This window comes from Moraxella oculi (assembly GCF_023336735.1).
GTDB lineage: Bacteria > Pseudomonadota > Gammaproteobacteria > Pseudomonadales > Moraxellaceae > Moraxella > Moraxella oculi.
Genome location: NZ_JAMBAQ010000003.1, coordinates 1 through 18460 on the forward strand (window position 1 = coordinate 1; position 18460 = coordinate 18460).

At 39.7% G+C, this 18460-nt stretch carries 16 protein-coding genes; 3 read left to right on the forward strand and 13 right to left on the reverse strand.

From position 1 onward, the window contains the following. Positions 1 to 598: 598 nt before the first annotated feature. Complete coding sequence (locus M2R47_RS02185) at positions 599 to 787, reverse strand: hypothetical protein (RefSeq protein WP_249098296.1); 189 nt, start codon at positions 785 to 787, stop codon at positions 599 to 601. Positions 788 to 1161: 374 nt separating this feature from the next. Here M2R47_RS02185 and M2R47_RS02190 point away from each other — a divergent pair, with 374 nt between their 5' ends. Continuing rightward, positions 1162 to 1935 carry a lysophospholipid acyltransferase family protein gene (locus tag M2R47_RS02190; RefSeq protein ID WP_249098671.1) on the forward strand — a complete coding sequence of 258 codons (774 nt, stop codon included), beginning with the start codon at positions 1162 to 1164 and terminating at the stop codon, positions 1933 to 1935. A 41-nt stretch (positions 1936 to 1976) separates the two neighbouring features. On the opposite strand, the gene M2R47_RS02195 is transcribed toward M2R47_RS02190, so the two are convergent. The 8 genes from M2R47_RS02195 to M2R47_RS02230 form a co-directional block, all read right to left on the reverse strand. Then, positions 1977 to 2495, reverse strand: coding sequence for an FKBP-type peptidyl-prolyl cis-trans isomerase (locus tag M2R47_RS02195; protein ID WP_418001176.1), 519 nt, complete (start codon positions 2493 to 2495; stop codon positions 1977 to 1979). Between the two features lie 165 nt (positions 2496 to 2660). Next, on the reverse strand, positions 2661 to 4028 hold the full coding sequence (locus M2R47_RS02200; protein ID WP_249098298.1) for a surface lipoprotein assembly modifier: 1368 nt from the start codon (positions 4026 to 4028) through the stop codon (positions 2661 to 2663). 11 nt (positions 4029 to 4039) lie between these two features. Continuing rightward, positions 4040 to 4756 (reverse strand): transferrin-binding protein-like solute binding protein, encoded by a 717-nt coding sequence (locus M2R47_RS02205; protein ID WP_249098301.1) that lies wholly within the window; start codon positions 4754 to 4756, stop codon positions 4040 to 4042. Between the two features lie 359 nt (positions 4757 to 5115). Next, entirely contained in the window at positions 5116 to 5625 is a 510-nt protein-coding gene (lspA, locus tag M2R47_RS02210; protein WP_249098304.1) for a signal peptidase II, read from the reverse strand. Continuing rightward, on the reverse strand, positions 5618 to 8395 hold the full coding sequence (ileS, locus tag M2R47_RS02215; protein WP_249098307.1) for an isoleucine--tRNA ligase: 2778 nt from the start codon (positions 8393 to 8395) through the stop codon (positions 5618 to 5620). The genes lspA and ileS overlap by 8 nt, the downstream gene beginning before the upstream one ends. A 109-nt stretch (positions 8396 to 8504) precedes the next feature. Beyond that, on the reverse strand, positions 8505 to 9734 hold the full coding sequence (locus M2R47_RS02220; protein ID WP_249098310.1) for an MFS transporter: 1230 nt from the start codon (positions 9732 to 9734) through the stop codon (positions 8505 to 8507). After that, the gene (locus tag M2R47_RS02225) at positions 9724 to 10125 is read right to left on the reverse strand and encodes a carboxymuconolactone decarboxylase family protein (RefSeq protein ID WP_249098312.1); all 402 of its coding nucleotides are present in this window, start codon (positions 10123 to 10125) and stop codon (positions 9724 to 9726) included. The genes M2R47_RS02220 and M2R47_RS02225 overlap by 11 nt, the downstream gene beginning before the upstream one ends. A 129-nt stretch (positions 10126 to 10254) precedes the next feature. Next, positions 10255 to 11049 (reverse strand): aKG-HExxH-type peptide beta-hydroxylase, encoded by a 795-nt coding sequence (locus M2R47_RS02230; protein WP_249098315.1) that lies wholly within the window; start codon positions 11047 to 11049, stop codon positions 10255 to 10257. A 745-nt stretch (positions 11050 to 11794) separates the two neighbouring features. Here M2R47_RS02230 and M2R47_RS02235 point away from each other — a divergent pair. Together M2R47_RS02235 and M2R47_RS02240 are read left to right on the forward strand one after the other, a co-directional pair. Next, positions 11795 to 13117, forward strand: coding sequence for a solute carrier family 23 protein (locus M2R47_RS02235; protein ID WP_249098677.1), 1323 nt, complete (start codon positions 11795 to 11797; stop codon positions 13115 to 13117). A 239-nt stretch (positions 13118 to 13356) separates the two neighbouring features. Next, positions 13357 to 14832, forward strand: a complete 1476-nt coding sequence (locus M2R47_RS02240; RefSeq protein ID WP_249098681.1) for an alanine/glycine:cation symporter family protein — start codon at positions 13357 to 13359, stop codon at positions 14830 to 14832. An 88-nt stretch (positions 14833 to 14920) separates the two neighbouring features. Here the strand turns inward: M2R47_RS02240 and fdxA are convergent, their stop codons facing one another. The 4 genes from fdxA to ampD all read right to left on the reverse strand — a co-directional run bounded on the left by fdxA (position 14921) and on the right by ampD (position 18431). Next, positions 14921 to 15244 (reverse strand): ferredoxin FdxA, encoded by a 324-nt coding sequence (fdxA, locus tag M2R47_RS02245; RefSeq protein ID WP_249098317.1) that lies wholly within the window; start codon positions 15242 to 15244, stop codon positions 14921 to 14923. Between the two features lie 246 nt (positions 15245 to 15490). Next, on the reverse strand, positions 15491 to 15988 hold the full coding sequence (locus tag M2R47_RS02250; protein ID WP_249098319.1) for a hypothetical protein: 498 nt from the start codon (positions 15986 to 15988) through the stop codon (positions 15491 to 15493). A gap of 155 nt (positions 15989 to 16143) precedes the next feature. Beyond that, positions 16144 to 17694, reverse strand: a complete 1551-nt coding sequence (murJ, locus tag M2R47_RS02255; protein WP_249098321.1) for a murein biosynthesis integral membrane protein MurJ — start codon at positions 17692 to 17694, stop codon at positions 16144 to 16146. 152 nt (positions 17695 to 17846) lie between these two features. Beyond that, positions 17847 to 18431 carry a 1,6-anhydro-N-acetylmuramyl-L-alanine amidase AmpD gene (ampD, locus tag M2R47_RS02260; RefSeq protein WP_249098323.1) on the reverse strand — a complete coding sequence of 195 codons (585 nt, stop codon included), beginning with the start codon at positions 18429 to 18431 and terminating at the stop codon, positions 17847 to 17849. Positions 18432 to 18460 lie beyond the last annotated feature (29 nt).

Sequence of the window (18460 nt, forward strand, 5' to 3'; positions counted from 1 at the left end):
AAACAGCTCAATGAGTTTGTTTTGTTTGTACTGACTTAGACGACTTTTTCTCATTGGGTTATTTTAACCTACATGGAGTTTTTAGTCATTATCTAGGACAGTTCCAAATTTTTTCTAGATAATGATAAAGATGGTATGATTTTAGGTGAAGAGTTTAGTTTAATGACCTTTGATGATTTTACAAAATGGTTATGATAAGGGCTTGTCACATCACCTGTTGCACCATACCATTGGGAGTATCAATAACGGAAATAATACCGTCAAATAACCTTGGATTTTTATCTATGGCATTTGCTTTTAAGTTTAGGTGTGTTAGGTAGAGTGGTTATGATTTGCTCAAAAAAGTATGAGATGCTTGTGTCAATCGATAGCCATTATAAAAACAAAACCAAATGGAGAAACTTTCATATCAGTCTGCTCATCTTTTTTTTGTATTTCTCATTCTGGTTATACTGACATATTTTAGATTTATGTTTTTATATAAAGTATTGTTTTTTTTTATAAAATTTTTATCGATGTTGCATTTTTTATAGGGGTCATGTCTTTTATAATCATATGAAAGAAAAAAGACATAAAACCGGTTTGTTTGATATGGATATTATCGAAGACTAAAGAACACTGAACAATAACTGTGAATTTCATCAAGCTCTACAAGAGTTATTGTTCGATTGGTATCTTGTTTGATTTGATGTTGTTCGCCAAGCTGTCTGACCCATTGATGGACTGCACCATAACTGATGTTAAGCAATCTGTCCATGGCACGAAAGCCTAAGTCTTCTAAGTACATATCAATGGCTTGTTTTTTAATGTCATTACTTTTTGGTTGCTTTACAGAAAAGTAATGATGACAATCTTTGTATTTGAGCGTTGTTTGCCACTGTCTTGTCTGGAGAAGTCGTCAACACCCCCCTTTTTTTTGCCCTGATTGCCTTACTCATCTGATAAAATCCCGTTGAGAGAACTTGGGCAACCATTAAGAAATGGCTTGGAAGTCATTTATCAAAGTTTGAGAGTATTGAGCAAGGGTTGGTAGGGTATTTTGGATGGTGTTTTTTTATTAGGCTGGATATTGTGAATATTTGTTTACTAAAATGCTTGCAATTTCATTGATTTTTTTATAGCATTATTGGCGGAAGTTAGTGAACTATTGTAGAGTAAATGATGATCAGTTTTGTAAAAAGACAGTATGTTCGCATTAAGACGGCGTTTGGTATGGGTTTGACCTTATTGGGTGGATATCTCACCGCTCGGCGTATTGGTGCATTTGATACACCGCCTAGAGATATTTTGCCTAAGTATATCCAAAGCTTTTGTCGTAAGATGGCTGGCACATTTGGCATCAAGGTGGTTGAGGTTGAACCTGTGCCAAAAACGCATGGGTTGTGGGCGTCAAATCATGTCAGTTGGCTTGACATTCCTGTGGTTGGTTCTGCTGCTCCTGTGTTCTTTTTATCAAAAGCAGAGATTGGTGAGTGGTTTATTTTTGGCAAGCTTGCCAAAGCTGGCGGCACACTATTTATTAAGCGTGGTTCGGGAGATGTGGGCAGTGTGTCTGATCAAATCGCTGACTTTTTGCGTGGTGGGTCGTCGGTGGTATTTTTCCCAGAGGCAACAACCACAGATGGTAAGCACATCAAAAAGATTTATGGCAAGCTATTACAAGCCAGTATTGATACGGGATTGCCCATTTGTCCCATCGTCATCGCCTATGTGGATAAAGAGGGTAGATTGTCTGATGCTGCTGCTTATTATGGCGAGCGTACGATGGCGGAGAGCATCAAGCGTGTCATGGACAGTGAGAGGATTACTGCTTATGTCTTACCACTTGATCCAATCTTTCCAAAAGAAAAAACCCAAAAAGAGCTGACCGCTGAATTGCAAGTGGCAATGGAGCAAGGGCTGGCGACATTGCATGACAAAGTGCTAAAACACTAAATATAAAAAATCGGATAATCAAATTATCCGATTTCATTTTTTTAAACGAATTTTAAGCTACTTTCACCTTTTGGTGTTACCTTAAAGATTTGTACCTTAAACAACACTTCTTGACCCGCCAAGGGGTGATTAAAATCTACTTTTACTTCATCATCACTCACTTCGCTAATCACACCCACGAGTGAATTTTTGCCTTTATCATTAAATTCCATCATCATGCCGACCACAGGGTTGGGTTCGGAGAGTGAGAATTTGGCACGAGCAAAGGTCTGCACATTTTCTTCATTCCATTCACCAAACGCTTGATTGGGCGGCAGGTGGGCGGTGCGAGTATCGCCTGCCTTTAGATTGATGAGTACTTGCTCAAAGCCTGCCAGTAGGCTTTCATCGCCAATGGTTAGACTGACAGGTTCGGCACGGTCAAAAGTGGAGTCAATCACAGTACCGTTTGGCAAGCTGACTTCAAAATACAGTTCCACATGGCTGCCATGTGTAATGCGAATCTCTTCGTTAGGTAGGATTGGGTTCATGTTTTGAGGTGTATTGGTAAAACTGGTCATAGTTTATCATAAGCTTGGTCGATACTCAATTCACATCAAGGTTGTGCAACAGTCGATCTCTTAAATGATCATGAAAGAAATACCCATGAAGGTAGCATTTGCTGCCACTTTTGATGGCAGGTTTTTATTTTTAAGTTTTGCATCAAGTGTTGGATTGATGAGATGCTAAAACTTTTTATCGATTGATATAAAGACTTGAATATTTTTGCTGTCATGAGCGAAATGATTGCTATCGACTCGTTCAAAGTGTAGATTTAAGCTGGGGTGGTATCCTTGATAATGTAAGTTTCGATGCCAAATGTTCTGCCTAATGTGATAAATCATTTCACTTCTTTTGATGTTAAAAATATCCACATCTTGGTAGCTGCGTTTTCCGATGCCAAACTGATGTGTTACGCTGATATTCCGCCATGTTTGATTAAAGCCAGCAAGTATCATACCTTGTTTATAGCTTTCACTATCATCTTGGGCATCATCTTTTGTCAGATGGATGTTGATGTGGTACTGTGGATTGCTATAATGACTTATGCCAAGCACCATTGCATGGCTTGTACCATCTAAAAAAGGGCGTGTCTTATGTTTCTTTTTTGCAAAGTCAATATTCAAGCTGCCTTGATACTCATTGCTCAAAGGCTGGGTGTATCTTAGTCGAGCACCTTTTGTGTCAGAATAAGCACTGCCGCCAAAATACCGCTTCTGCTGATAAATACTTAAATCCATTCGTTTATCAAGGCTTCTATAAGATAATACAGGAGAGGCTTCACCAATGATGTCATTATACTCTCGATTGTCCCAGTAGTATTTGCCATTGATAGATGTGTGTATGCCAAGACTCAGCTGATCTTGCAAATAGTGATTTTTTGAGAGCCTGATGGCATAGCCCATTCCGTGGGCTGACTGAGGTTTGGGTAGCTGCCAACTTTGGTGTTCGCTGTGCTGTGGAGCATTATTAACATTATCATCATCTAAATAACGCACAGAAAATTGAGTATTAAGCCGTGTGAGTTGTGTAAATTGCTTCTCGATGCTAGCGAGTATGTTTGCAGGTAGAGTGCCGTCTTGCTTGGCGATATCAAGTTGCTTTTGAGCAACATGTACTTGATGATTGGCAAGAAGTGCTAAAATTAGCCGAACTCGTATGGGTGTTAATGTGGGATTTTGTTGCAGTATGCTCTGATAATACAAAATGGCTTGATTGATGTCATGTTTTTCTTGTACGACAGCGTTGGCATATAGATATAAAATGTCATCTTTGTCAGTCAAGGTAGCATATACGGGTAATAAAATTTGCAGCCCTCGCACATCTTGCCTATCAATGGCTTGACTGATCACCTCATTAAAAAGATTTGTGTCTGATAATAATTCTTTTTCCGTAATGAGGTTGATTGATTGAAGGGTCTGCTGGCTGATGCTGGGTGTGGCGACGTCTGCCAAGAGAGATTCTGACAGAGGCAAATCATCTTTGGGGGTGTTGGCAAAGGCAAGGCCTGGCAGTAAAAATACCACCAAGCCTATACTAAATGATCTTGTCATGAATGGAATGCTTATTTTTTAGCACCATAAGCACCTGCAACACTTCCATCAGCATTGCGATAAGTACCACCCAACTCGGCTGCATTTGCACCATAGAATTGACCTTTGGTACTGATACCGCCTTGATTGCCAGCGAAAGTATTACCTGTGATGATGGCTTTTAATGAAACATTGCCTACAGTGCCACTAAGGTTTTTATCGCCATAATTGACTTGAAATGAAGCATTAACATTGCTATTTGCACCATTCGCAAAATGGACACCTTGACCAGTATAGGTTGCTGTGCCTGTGGTTGGCATTTTGGTCGTAGGATTTCCTTGTGCGAACAGGTAAGCTTCACCAGTTTTACCTTCACGCACATAGCCATAACGAGTGTAGGCAAGGTTTGAGCCACCACCAACACGAGCCATATTAGATGCAGTAATATTTAGTGTGCGTGCACTAAAACCGTTTGGAATGAAATCTACGGCTTGTCCATTGACGACCACTTTATTGGTGCTAGGGCTATTGGTAATGGCGGTGCTACCATTGGCTTTGCCATTAACGATATTCATCTTGTTGCCTTGAATTGTGGTAGTCTGCGCAGTTGGTGCTGAGGGTTGGGAATTAACCACATTGGCAGGTTTTGCTACTGGTACACTTGAACCACCGCCACTGCTGCATGCTGTCATGCTAAGGGCAGTTAGACTTGCAAGCACTAATGAATAAGAAGGGTTAAGCTTTTGCATGTATTTTACTCCATTTGATGAGATTATAAATGTTTTAATTTAACATAAATTCATATTATTACTTGACTAAAATTGCTGCCAAGCGGATTATGATAAAAACAATCTTACCATAATGCTACCCATTTGTCTATACATAATTACGCAATAATCAATAATTGTAATTCAAAAACAGCATTAAACTCTTGACGGAATTTTAAAATGGCGGTTTGTGGGTAAGTGTTAGCTTGACAATGGTTCATTAATCAAAATTTAACTGATTGGGGGTGTATTTGGCTGCCCCGTAAGGTGCATATTATGCACCGTTTTTGAATTTTGGTATCTAATGGTGTGTTGTACGCACTTCACCTCTAAAAAATCGCTTATTGGATTGTCCGTTTTTTCTCCAAAAACAGCATGTCATACATGACTAATGACATGCCTATGCAGATGCCAATATCAGCGATATTAAAAATCGGATAATGCCACACATCAGCATAGTGAACATGAATAAAATCAATGACATGACCGTAAAGAATGCGGTCAATCACATTGCCAATCGCACCACCCAACACCAGTGATAAACCGATTGATAATGATCTGGCTTCACGGGGGACTTGTCGTATATAAACGGTGATGAAGATTGCTACCATCAGCCCTAAGCTGGCAAAAAACCATTTTTGCCAGCCAGATTGATCTGCCAAAAAGCTAAACGCTGCCCCATGATTATACGCCAAAGTCCAATTTAATACAGGCGGTATGACATCAACTGTCTCATACAGTTCAAAATTGTGATCAAAGTAGAGTTTGGTGAGTTGATCAAGCACGAGTATGATAAGAGCGATGAAGTAGTATTTCATCGGATTGTTGCTGGGTGGGGTTTTATTAGGCATAACGACGCACCTCTCCGCTTCCTTCAATATTGCTCACACAACGACCACAAAGCGTAGGGTGCGACTGATGCGTACCGACATCGGTACGAATGTGCCAGCAACGAGCACACTTTTGTCCTTCGGCAGGTGTGATGGTGATGCTTGGTTCTGCACCACAAATGATGGTGGCATCGCTGGTGATGAAGACAAAGCGTGCTTCATCGCCCAACTTTTCTAGGGTCTGATAAGTATCTGCATCGATGGTGATGGTGGCTTTGGCGGTCAGGTTTGAGCTGACCAGCTGCTCTGTGCGAGCGTCCTCAATTGCCTTATTGACCAAATCTTTGGCGGTTAATATCACCTGCCAGTCGTTTTGGGTAATGTCATTCATCTTAGGTGTTGGCAACTCATGCCACAGCTGGGTAAAGACATATTTGTCATCGTCTGCATCAGAACGAATCAGCTCCCACGCCTCTTGGGCGGTAAATGGCAAAATAGGTGCAATCCAGCGAATGAGTGCTTGAGCGATGTGATACAGTGCGGTTTGAGCTGATCGTCTTGGCTGACCATCTGCACGCGTGGTATAGGTGCGGTCTTTGATGATGTCTAGGTAAAAACCTCCCAAACTTTGTGAGCAGAACATAGACGCTGCTTGCACCACTTGGTGAAAATCCATCTCTTCATAAGATTTAACAATGGTTTGTTGCGTTTCGTTGGCAAGGTGTAAGATGAATTTATCAACACTCACCAATTCGTCCATCGCCACCGCATCGCTATTGATGTCAAAGTCGCTGGTATTGGCAAGCAAAAATCGCATGGTATTACGAATGCGTCGGTAGCTGTCAACCGCTCCTGCAAAGACTTTTTGACCAGCACTCATCTCATAGCGATAGTCAGCAGAAGCAATCCAAAGGCGAAGTATGTCAGCCCCTGTTTTATCAATCTGTTTTTGTGGTTCGATGATGTTGCCGATGGATTTGCTCATTTTATGACCTTTTTCATCAACTACAAAGCCATGCGTCAAAACCTGCTTGAACGGTGCTTGTCCGTGAATGGCTTCGGAAGTTAATAATGAGGTCTGAAACCAGCCACGGTGCTGATCAGAACCTTCTAGGTACATATCAGCAGGGCTGACCAAATCATCATTTTGATCAAGTACGGTAAAATGTGTCGTACCAGAATCAAACCAAACATCCAGCGTATCAGTTACTTTCTGGTAAGTATCAGCATCATCACCTAAAAATTCATGAGCATCGGCATCGAACCATGCTTCAATACCACCTTTCTCAATCACTTGGGCGACTTTCTCAATCAACTCGCTGGTATTGGGGTGTGGTTCGCCTGTGTCCTTATGAATGAAAAAGGCAATCGGCACGCCCCAAGTGCGTTGGCGAGATATGCACCAGTCAGGACGACTCTCCACCATCGCTTCAATTCGATTTTGACCCCATGAAGGCGTCCAAGTTACTTTTTTAATATCATCTAGGGCTTTTTGACGCAAGCCCTTTTGGTCCATGCTGATGAACCATTGAGGGGTAGCACGAAAGATGATGGGTGTCTTGTGTCGCCAGCAATGTGGATAGCTGTGAGTGATTTTTCTGTGGTTTAATAAATGCCCACTCTCTTTGAGGTTTGCGATGATCTTTGGTTGGGCTTTATAAATATGCTCACCAACGAAAATCTGGGATTCTGGCAGATAGACGCCGTTCGCTCCTACTGGGCTTGTGGTTGGTAGGTTGTTGGTGCGACCAACATGATAATCATCCATGCCGTGAGCGGGGGCAGTGTGTACTAAGCCTGTACCACTGTCAGCCGTCACATGTTCGCCTGTGATGAAGGGGACTTGGCGGTCAGCAATGAGAGGGTGTTTTGCTTTAAGACTGGTCAGTTGCTCGCCTTTGATACTAAATAAGACAGTGTGATTCTCAATACCTACAGAGTTAGCAAAATCATCTTTTAGGCTTTCTGCCACGATGTAGGTGTGATTGCCAGTTGTCAAAAACGCATAATCAAGCTCGCCATTAACAGCAATCGCTTGGTTGGCAGGCAGTGTCCAAGGCGTGGTGGTCCAGATGACTGCTTGGATCGTGCCTGTCAGATTGGCAGTCATTGCCAAATTTTCACGATTCACAACATCAAAGCCGACATGAATGGCATCTGACTGTTTGTCTTGATATTCCACTTCAGCCTCAGCAAGGGCAGAACCACAATCCAAACACCAATTGACAGGCTTCAACCCTCTGATGATATGCCCATTGTCATAAATCTTACCCAAAGCGCGTACAATGCCTGCCTCGGTCTTAAAATTCATTGTCAAGTAAGGGTTGTCCCAGTCAGCTAATACGCCCAACCGTTTAAAGTCTGCCATTTGTAGTTCGACTTGGCTTTTGGCGTAGTCTCGGCAGTGCTGACGAAATTCGGTGGCATTGATTTTTTGACCCACTTTACCGAATTGAGCTTCCACTTTTTGTTCAATGGGCAGTCCATGACAATCCCAACCTGGCACATATACCGCATCAAAACCTGAAAGATTCTTTGATTTGGTGATGATGTCTTTTAATACTTTATTGACCGCATGACCTAGGTGAATTTTGCCATTGGCATATGGTGGGCCATCATGTAAGATGTATTTTGGCAAGCCTTTTTTGGCGGTGCGGACTTTTTTGTGCAGCTCATCTGCTTCCCATTCGTCTAACCACTTTGGTTCTCTTTTGGCAAGGTCGGCACGCATGGGAAATGGCGTATCAGCAAGGTTTAGAGTGTCTTTGTAGTCGGTGGTTTGGTCGGTCATAACTGGCTCTTAAAAATTAAAGAAAGTAGGTGATTATACCTTAAATGCTTGGATTTATAAAATGCTTGGATTTATAAAGAAAAAATTATGACAAAAAATGACCCAATTTCTATTTATAAATATTGGGGTATAAAATTGCATAATAATCTTCTAAGTTATCATCATCTATTTGATAAATATGAGTAATATCTTTGTTATTATAAATTATAAAAGATAATAATAACAATATAAAACAAATTAATCCATAAAAATAACCTAAAAATCCATGATGCAATATCCAAGTTGTCAAAAATACACCAATAGGAATAAATGTAATACAGCAAGCTAAAAATATAAATTCAAGGCTTGAACGAATATTTTTCGGTGTTGCCGTGCAACGAATATGTGTACTATTAATATTAAACATCACAACCCCAATACCAATCATCATTAGTGCAGCACAAAAAATATAAAAATTATCTAAAATAGACAATAAAATACCGACCGCTACCAAAATAATGCTGCATATAATATTATTATGATTGCCAATTTTTTTATTTAATATTTTTAAAAAATAAGCACTGCCAAATATCATACCAACACCAAAAAAACTTTCAGAAATACCTACATAAAATGCAGATAGTTTAAACTTATTTGCTATATTATATGGAATGACATAAGCAATAATTGGTGTAATAATAAAATTAGCAATCAATGATACGAAAACCATCGTTCTTTCAATGGGGTTTTTAAGCAGTATTTTAAAACCATTCTTGGATTTTTTTTCTAAGCTTTTCTGTAATATTATACTTTTTATACCATAAAACAAAAAACCACTTATCAAGGAAAAAATAATACAAAAAATAATAATTTGATTGGTATCAAAATAATGTATGACAAATCCAGAGATGGCAGGAGAAAGTATGGTATTAATAGAATTAACAAAACCACGAATCTTAAATCCATTTGCTTTATCCTTATCATCGTATAAATCGTTAGTTAGGCTCGTTCCCAAAGGATTTAATACAATTGTAAAAATAGAGCTAATAATAAAAACAATACCAAAAATAAAATAATTCTGAATAAAGGACAATACCAAAAAAGAAAATAAACAGAAAAAACAAAAGAGTAGTAATATTTTTTTACTATAAACAACAAATGTCTGTTGGCTACATAACCAAGAAAACAATAATAGTCCCAACACCTGACACACCCAAGAAATGCCAATAAAAACCCCTAAATGTTGGGGATTGTTAAATACAGTAAGCATTAACCAAGCAAACAAAAAACCAATTGTTCTAATACTTGTATTCAGCACCGTTTCTGCAACTTGATAAACATAAAAATCCCTATGCTTCATTATCTTTTCCTTGTGGATATTTCTTGTGCACTTCATCAAGCATAGTAGCCGCATTCATTGCTCTTGTAAACCCACTAAATATTGCATTTTGTATCAATATTTCTTGAATTTTTTCTTTTGTAATACCAAACTTATAAGTAGCCAGCCCCTGAAATGACAATTGCCTTTCTGAACTACCCATAGCAATAAGTGCTGATGATGTTGCTATATGCCGTTCTTTAATGCTCAAAACACCTCTTTGATAAATATTTCCATAAATTGAATTAATAAGCATTTCAACCAAATCTGGTGCTATAGGATATAAATCATCGTTTAGCCTTCTTACTGCATCGTCATTAAATCTTTGCATCAATTCAATGGTTTCTTTGGATAATTTATCTGTTAATTTCATTAGGCATATCCTTTAATTCTTTGTAACAATTCTCAATCATGGCACTTCCCAAATTCGTTAATTTTCCATTCTTGGAAATAACATCATAGCAAGCCAAAAATTGTTTCTTATTTTTCTTGATATGAGAAATCAGGTCATCATAAGAATATTGGGTATTTTTTTGATAATCTGATTAAAAAATCGTGCTATCCTATACAAAACAAAAGCTGCGTGATATATGCCATTCATGGTTCTTAAACCAGTTCTAAGGGGTGATGGATAATGCCCATCATCTGAATTAAGCATAACTTCATCGTGTATCATGACAGATAACAATATTTGATGAGCAGATTCGTGTACGATCTTATCTAAGATAAATAAATCATCTTTATCAACAAAAATATCTTCATTGAAAAAAATACAGCCAAGTTTATCAAAGTCACTGCCAGAATAAACCATGTCTTGACTGTCTTTAAAATCTACACCAAACACATATATATCATCAACCATATTATCAATTTCCATATAAGTTTCAAAATCAATATCCTTAATAAAATTCATCAGATTATTAATTCTTAACTGATATTCATCAATTAAATTAACATTAATGGGTTTGCAGGAAAATTCATAAGCATCATCATTAATTTTATTAAACTGATTTAAGTACAGGTTGCTCACATCTCCTACACCAGAGAAAATTATTTTTTCTCTATTATAAAACGAAATAAATTGATCAAAAGAAATAAATACATCATTTATTTCATTGATATTATTTTTGGTAATTGATTTGACAAGGTGATGAACGAAGTGGAATAAGATACCTCCCAATATTGAGCGAGATTCCACAAACTCTATATTTTTGGCTATATTTTTCTTGAAATCTTTATCTAAAATTTCATCGCAAATATCTAACAAATAGTAAAAAGAATCGACAATCTTTTTCATTATTTGCACCACGCAATACAATTGCCAAAGATTGGTTTGGATTATAAATAGCATTAAAATTCATTAATCGTCCTTAATACTTCATCAATAAAACAAAAAGACACCAGATTTTAACCCAGTGTCTTTTTTTGATTGGTATTACTTCTTATCTTGATCTTTAACACCAATTGTCATGATTGTTTTGCAGTTTGACTGGTTTTTAAGTCCAACAACTTTGCTTAGATCTAATTGCTTTAACATAACACATTCCTTATATCAATGAAAAAGAAAAATAAGCACCATAAACCAAAATACCTCATTAGCCTATGGTTTCTTTATGCTAAATTAAAAAAACAAGATGTCAAGACTTTTATGAAAATTATAATAATTTTCTATTAACATATTGTTTTTTAATATAATTTTCTAACATTTTACTCAAAAATAGGTGTCAGCAAGGCTTGCTTTTGTAATCAATCAGGCTTTCGGTCATAAAGACTGCTCTTAATGCTAAAAAATACTAAAAATAATAGTTTGTTTAAATAAAAAGGAATAATCTGCAAAAGTTCATGAAAAATAATTGTGATTAGAGATGTTGCTGTGATGGCGTTTATGACTGTGATGATTAGGTCAGTGATGCTTTTATGGGGTGTTGGCAGTACTTATGTAAAATTTTAGATAAATTTTTACAAAATGATAAAATCCACGGTATAATAATCCGATTTTGCTTTTAGAAAGTCATTACGACAAACAGATAATAAACGGAGTCATCATGAACTGGTTTCCAAAATACCGCCCTTATACAGGGAATCTTGACACCACGCCTGTAGCAACAAACGAATACCTACCTTTTACCCAAAGTGCGATTCTTGGCATTCAGCATGTGCTGGCGATGTTTGGGGCAACGGTTTTGGCACCGATTTTGATGGGTTTTGATGCCAATCTTGCCATCATGATGAGTGGGATTTGTACGATTTTGTTCTTTTTGATGACAGGTGGGCGTGTGCCAAGCTATTTGGGTTCGTCTTTTGCCTTTATTGGGGTGGTGGCAGCAGCGACCGCTCACGCCACAGGCTCTGGACCCAATCCGAATCTTGGCGTGGCATTGGGCGGCATCATTGCTTGTGGTATTTTGTATGCAGTGATTGGTTTTTTGGTGATGGCGACGGGTACCAGATGGATTGAAAAGCTGATGCCGCCTGTGGTTACCGGTGCGGTGGTGATGATTATTGGGTTAAATCTTGCTCCTGTGACTGTCGCATCTGTTGCTGGTAAGCCATTTGAATTGTGGATGACTTTAATCACGGTGCTTTGCATGGGTATGATTGCGGTGTTTGCAAGAGGGTTCATGCAGCGTTTGTTGTTATTACTTGGTTTGGTGCTTGCCTATGTGATTTATGCGGTCGTCTCGAACGGTTTTGGGTTGGGCACACCCATTGATTTTGCTAAGATTGGTGAGGCCGCTTGGTTTGGCATACCAAATTTTAGCTCGCCCATATTTGATACCAATGCCATGCTCATCATCGCTCCAGTGGCGTTCATTTTGGTGGCAGAAAACTTGGGTCATATCAAGGCGGTCGGTGCGATGACTGGGCAAAATCTGACACCTTATTTAGGGCGTGCGTTCGTTGCTGATGGGATTGCTACCTCCTTATCAGCAGGTGTTGGCGGTACAGGCATGACCACCTATGGGGAAAATATCGGTGTGATGGCGGTAACACGAGTTTATTCAACCATCATCTTTGTCGTGGCAGGCGTGTTTGCCATATTTTTGGGTCTTTCACCAAAGTTTGGTGCGTTGATTCAGACCATACCATCTGCTGTACTGACAGGGGCGTCCATCGTTGTTTTTGGTCTGATTACTGTGGCAGGAGCAAAGATTTGGATTGATAATAAAGTCAATTTTGCTAACAATAAAAACCTCATGGTCGCAGCCGTTACCATCATTTTGGGTACGGGAAATTTTGGGCTGATGATTGGAGAGTTTGACTTGGGTGGTATTGGTACAGCGACTTTTGTAGCGATTGTGCTCAATTGGTTTTTGGGATTAAAACAAGGTGATGAAAATAACACCCAAGAACACACTGTGTAACACTTGATTGCCATTCGGTAAGTTTTGCTTAATAACATGTCAATAGGGTAAAATTGAGTTTGCATACACATTGCAAAGAGTTTATAATAACTTTATGGCCATTACCGACGAATCAAGAAGCTTAAGGGTGATGAGCGACTTCTCCTTTTTGGTGGGTCGCTTTTTTATTGCTTGATTGGGTAGTGGTGTTTGATGATAACTATTTTGGAATGATCATGTACGATAATCCTTTTTCTTGTATGTCGCAGCCGAGTTTTACTGAGGGTTTGCACTGTACCATTAATACATTCAGCACCCCTTTATGGGATGTGCTTCTTTGGTTGCTTATTTTGGTAGGTTTGTTTTTTACGATTTTTTCAGGCTTTGCACAATTTCGCCTGTTTGGGCGTAGTGTGAAAACCATGTTGTCAAGTCGATCTGATCATGATGACCAGGGCATTTCAGCATTTCAGGCGTTTGCTACAGGTTTGGCAAGCCGTGTTGGTGTGGGTAATATTGCAGGTGTCGCACTTGCGATTGGCATTGGTGGGGCTGGTGCGGTTTTTTGGATGTGGTTGATTGCATTGATTGGTATGTGTTCGGCATTGGCAGAATCAAGCCTTGCACAGCTGTTTAAAATTAAAGATGCTCATACAGGGCGTTTTCGTGGTGGTCCTGCTTATTATATTGAGCGAGGCTTGGGACAAAAATGGCTGGGTTTGGTGTTTGCGTTGGCACTCATTGTCTGTTTTGGCTTTGTGTATCAGTCGATTCAGTCAAATACGATAACTTTATCCATTCAGTCAGCGATGGGCTGTGTGGGTGAGAATGATGCTTGTCAAAGTGATTGGTTGATTTACAAGCACATCGTAGGGGCAGGCTTGGTTATTTTGGCAGCACCAATCATCTTTGGTGGTATTGCACGAGTATCAAAGATTGCTGAGATTGTTGTGCCAATCATGGCTGGCGTCTATTTGCTTGTGTCGCTTTTTATCATCGTCGCACATCTTGGTGAGATTCCGAGTGTGATTGGGCTGATCTTTAATGAAGCTTTCACCTTTGAGGCAGCTGGTGGTGGATTCTTTGGTGGCATGGTGTCAATCGCAATGATGCAAGGTATTAAGCGTGGTCTTTATTCTAACGAAGCAGGACAAGGTTCAGCACCAAATGCAGCGGCAGCGGCAAGCGTGAAACACCCTGTAGAACAGGGTACCATTCAAATGTTGGGTGTGTTCGTTGATACTTTAATTGTGTGTTCTTGTACTGCATTCGTCATTTTGCTTGCTCAACTACCGAATAATGCGGCCGATTTGTCAGGCGTGCAACTTACCCAAGCGGCATTGGAAAGTCATGTGGGTGGCTGGGGTCAGGGCTTCTTGGCATTCATCTTATTCATGTTTGCATTTTCAACCATCATTGGCAACTATGCTTATGCTGAATCTAACATGCAATTCTTGAAAAATAATGCGGTTGTTTTGACAGTATTTAGAATTATTGTGTTAGGATTTGTGTATTTTGGTGCGGTCACAAAAGTGGCGGTCGTATGGGACATGGGCGACCTAACAATGGGAATCATGGCGTTCATCAATTTGTTGGCCATTGTGCTTTTATCAAAATATGTGTTTGTTTTGGTCAAGGATTATGATAGACAGATTAAGGCAGGTATGACCAAGCCAGAATTTAAGCTTGATGATCACCCAGAACTCAAAGCCAAGATTAAATCTGATGTTTGGTGAGTGATGCCATAAAAAACCTGCTTTAATGCAGTTTTTATGGTTTAAGGACGCTAAACACTCTGTATTGGACAAGATGTACTAAAATGTATCAACGCTCTAAATATTGTATCTTGCCAGACACGCCATCCCATTTTTCATAGTCAGGCATAGGGTCTTTTTTCTCAGTAATGTTTGTCCAAACTTGTGACAGCTCTTCATTAATGGCAAGATACTCTTCTTGACCTGCTGGAATTTCATCTTCGCTAAAAATCGCATTGGCAGGACATTCTGGTTCGCACAGAGCACAGTCGATGCACTCATCAGGATTGATGACAAGAAAATTTGGACCTTCGTAAAAACAGTCCACGGGGCAGACTTCTACGCAGTCAGTATATTTGCACAAAACACAGTTATCAGTTACAACAAAAGTCATGAGAATACCTTTGGCTAAAATTGGCTAAGTGGCGAGATAAAACTTAAAAAGTCTAAAAACATGATGATGAATTCATGGCGTATATTTTAGCTTGTTTGATGAATTTTCTCAAATGAAACTATGACGTTTGGTATGCTAAAATGGAAAATCATTTAAAAAATAAAGAAGACCATCTTAAGGACGGTCTTCTTTATCATGACACAGACTGATACTTGTCAAAGAATGCTAAAAGATGGCATTGAGATGTTAGCGAGTTTTAAGCTGTGCTTCTTTGGCAATGCGGTAACATTCTTCAATGTGATCAAAAGCGATTTTCTTAAAAATCATGTAACCGATACTGGCTGCGACCATTTGCCCTCCAAGAGGTATGTACTTGGCGACTTGTTTGCCAATGATGCGACCACCAAAACCCTGTACGGTCTTATTCACCACGCCACGAGTTGCCACTAGGCTACCGATGGCGATGATGCGGTCTTGGATGCTTTTTCTACGCAATGATTCACTCACATCACTGTTAGGGTCGGTCAGCTCTTGCAGACCAAATTTTTTGGTAATTTCTGGTAATAATTTAGACAGCATGCCAACATCAATCGCCACATCTAAAAATGGTATAGGAATGATGGCCACGCCAGCTGAGATTTTGGCACGAGATTTGGCAAGTGCTTGACATTCCAAGCGGATTTTTTCTAGGTTTTGAGCTGGATTAAAGTCTTTGGCGACGGGTTGGCTGATTGGCTTTAACATGGATAATCCTTATTTTATGTGTGATGATGCACCACCAAGATATTCATGACAGTGCCTAAAATGTGTGTAGATTATAACAAGTTATTTGTCTTTATGTGTAGTGATTTGTAAATGATTTGTGTCATGTCATGCGACTCTTGGCTTGGATAAAGCGATCAGTGATGTTTTAGCTGGCGTGGTCGAAATCCTGTGGCGAGCAAGGCGATGGCATATACTGTTGCACCAAATACGCAGATGCCAATGAGTGCGATGAGCCGTAGCCATTGAGTGCTGTCGGCTGGGTAGTATGGTAGTATTAGATATAAAGACATCACCATCACAAGGCTGGATATGCCAAACTGCACGCCCATTTTTTTCCAATGACTGCCCAAACGAAAGATTTTTCTTTTGTGTAAAAAATAGTACAGCAATCCAGCATTGACAAAACTGGCAGCAGTCGTTGCCAATGCCAGGCCGCCATGTAAGGGCAGTTGCAACAAATGAAACGCACCAATGAATACAACGCTAAAAATCATGTTGGCAAAGACGGCCACAATGCCGATCTTGACAGGGGTTTTGGTGTCTTGTTCGGCAAAGAATGCAGGGGCGAATATCTTGATTAGCATGAATCCTAAAATGCCGCCGCACAAAGCTTTTAAAGCCAGTCCACTCATCAAGGCATCGTGTTGCGTGAATTCTCCACGCACAAATAAAGCGTTCATCAACACATCTGACAGCATGAACATCGCCAAAGATGCTGGCAGTCCCACCAAAATAATGAGTTTCATGGCCCAATCTAGGGTTTTTTTGAATGCTTCTTCATCTGCCTTAGCACGGCTTGATGATAAGCTTGGTAGAATGACCGTGCCAATTGCTACGCCTATCAAGCCTAATGGCAACTCACTCAAACGCTCTGCTGCATATAACCATGATACCGAACCACCAATCATCAGTGAGGCAAATACGGTATTTAAGAGCAAATTGATTTGGGTAACTGACACGCCGAAGATGGCAGGCAGCATGAGTGTTAAAATGCGTTTTACGCCTTCATGTTTGATGTCAAATTTGGGGGCGATCAGCAGTTTTTGTTGCCAAAGTTGTGGCATTTGAATGATCATTTGTAACACACCAGAGATGGCAACGGCATAACCAAGCACCATGATTGGTGTGTTAAACATCGGAGCGAATAATAACGCACCTATGATCATGCAGGCATTTAAAAGTACTGGTGCGAAAGCAGGTGCGGCAAATCGTCCATAACTTTGTAAAATGCTCCCAAAAAAGGCCGTCATTGAGATGAATAGCAGGTAAGGGAAAGTGAGACGAAGCAGATCGGTTGCTATGACGAATTTGGCTTCATCGCCATAAAATCCAGGGGCGAATATCCTGATGACCCAAGGGGATGCAATGATGATGGCGACAGTCAAGAGGAGTAGTATGCCACTAAGTACGCCTGAGACTCGACTGATGAGTAACTGCACTTCATCAAGAGTACGCTTTTCTTTGTATTCAGATAAAATGGGTACGAATGCTTGGCTAAATGCACCTTCTGCAAATAATCTTCTTAAAAAATTCGGGATTTTGAACGCCACTAAAAAAGCGTCCATTAAGCCACCTGCACCGAATACACTCATCAAGACCATGTCTCGTACTAAGCCTAAAATACGAGACAGCATCGTCATGGAGCTGACGATCATTGTGGAGCGAAAAAGACGAGATTTTGCCATAATATCTTTAACATTCTATTTGATGTCTTTAAAAGTGATTATTTTACTTGTTTTTGGTATTTTTTGCTAAGTAAATTGCTGACTGGCTGATTGCTTTTAAGGCACTTTTAATCACCTCAATGAGATTTTATAAAGATAATTGCGACAAAAACCTAATCAAGCTCATCGATCATTGCCCTTAATCTAACCCAGTCAAAGAAGTTGCCAGGGTCGGTTTTGCGTTGTGGGGCGATGTCGCTATGCCCCATCAGATGTCGTTTGGTGTTGGGATAGGCTTGGTAGATGGCTTGAATGACTTGGGCAAGGGTCATATACTGGCTGTCTGTAAAGGGCGAAAAATCATCACCTTCAAGCTCAATGCCGATGGTAAAGTCGTTACAGTTGGTGCGTCCTAAATAGGTGGATGTGCCTGCATGCCATGCTCGCTCATTAAAATTGACGAATTGCGTTACCAATCCATCTCTTTCAATGAATAAATGTGCTGAAACTTGCATGGTGTGAATGGTGGAAAAATACGGATGGTCATATGCGTTTAACTGATTTTGAAAAAAAGCCTTGACAAAGTGCGTGCCATGTTGATCGGTCTGACCAAACTGAGATGGTGGTAGGCTGATGTTATGAATGACGATGCCATGAATGGTTGGTTGATCATGCTTAATGGGTCGTGCGTTAAAGTTGGGTGATGGTAAAAAGGCTGCACCTTGTAAAATACCATCTTTAATGTGAAAATCACTCATGCTAATGATATACTAAAAAATAACACTTC

Excerpts from the sequence above, each read along its gene's own strand:
- M2R47_RS02185 (WP_249098296.1), bottom strand. The coding sequence starts at position 787 with ATGTACTTAGAAGACTTAGGCTTTCGTGCCATGGACAGATTGCTTAAC.
- M2R47_RS02190 (WP_249098671.1), top strand. The coding sequence starts at position 1,162 with ATGATCAGTTTTGTAAAAAGACAGTATGTTCGCATTAAGACGGCGTTT.
- M2R47_RS02195 (WP_418001176.1), bottom strand. The coding sequence starts at position 2,495 with ATGACCAGTTTTACCAATACACCTCAAAACATGAACCCAATCCTACCT.
- M2R47_RS02200 (WP_249098298.1), bottom strand. The coding sequence starts at position 4,028 with ATGACAAGATCATTTAGTATAGGCTTGGTGGTATTTTTACTGCCAGGC.
- M2R47_RS02205 (WP_249098301.1), bottom strand. The coding sequence starts at position 4,756 with ATGCAAAAGCTTAACCCTTCTTATTCATTAGTGCTTGCAAGTCTAACT.
- lspA (WP_249098304.1), bottom strand. The coding sequence starts at position 5,625 with ATGCCTAATAAAACCCCACCCAGCAACAATCCGATGAAATACTACTTC.
- ileS (WP_249098307.1), bottom strand. The coding sequence starts at position 8,395 with ATGACCGACCAAACCACCGACTACAAAGACACTCTAAACCTTGCTGAT.
- M2R47_RS02220 (WP_249098310.1), bottom strand. The coding sequence starts at position 9,734 with ATGAAGCATAGGGATTTTTATGTTTATCAAGTTGCAGAAACGGTGCTG.
- M2R47_RS02225 (WP_249098312.1), bottom strand. The coding sequence starts at position 10,125 with ATGAAATTAACAGATAAATTATCCAAAGAAACCATTGAATTGATGCAA.
- M2R47_RS02230 (WP_249098315.1), bottom strand. The coding sequence starts at position 11,049 with ATGAAAAAGATTGTCGATTCTTTTTACTATTTGTTAGATATTTGCGAT.
- M2R47_RS02240 (WP_249098681.1), top strand. The coding sequence starts at position 13,357 with ATGTCGCAGCCGAGTTTTACTGAGGGTTTGCACTGTACCATTAATACA.
- fdxA (WP_249098317.1), bottom strand. The coding sequence starts at position 15,244 with ATGACTTTTGTTGTAACTGATAACTGTGTTTTGTGCAAATATACTGAC.
- M2R47_RS02250 (WP_249098319.1), bottom strand. The coding sequence starts at position 15,988 with ATGTTAAAGCCAATCAGCCAACCCGTCGCCAAAGACTTTAATCCAGCT.
- murJ (WP_249098321.1), bottom strand. The coding sequence starts at position 17,694 with ATGGCAAAATCTCGTCTTTTTCGCTCCACAATGATCGTCAGCTCCATG.
- ampD (WP_249098323.1), bottom strand. The coding sequence starts at position 18,431 with ATGAGTGATTTTCACATTAAAGATGGTATTTTACAAGGTGCAGCCTTT.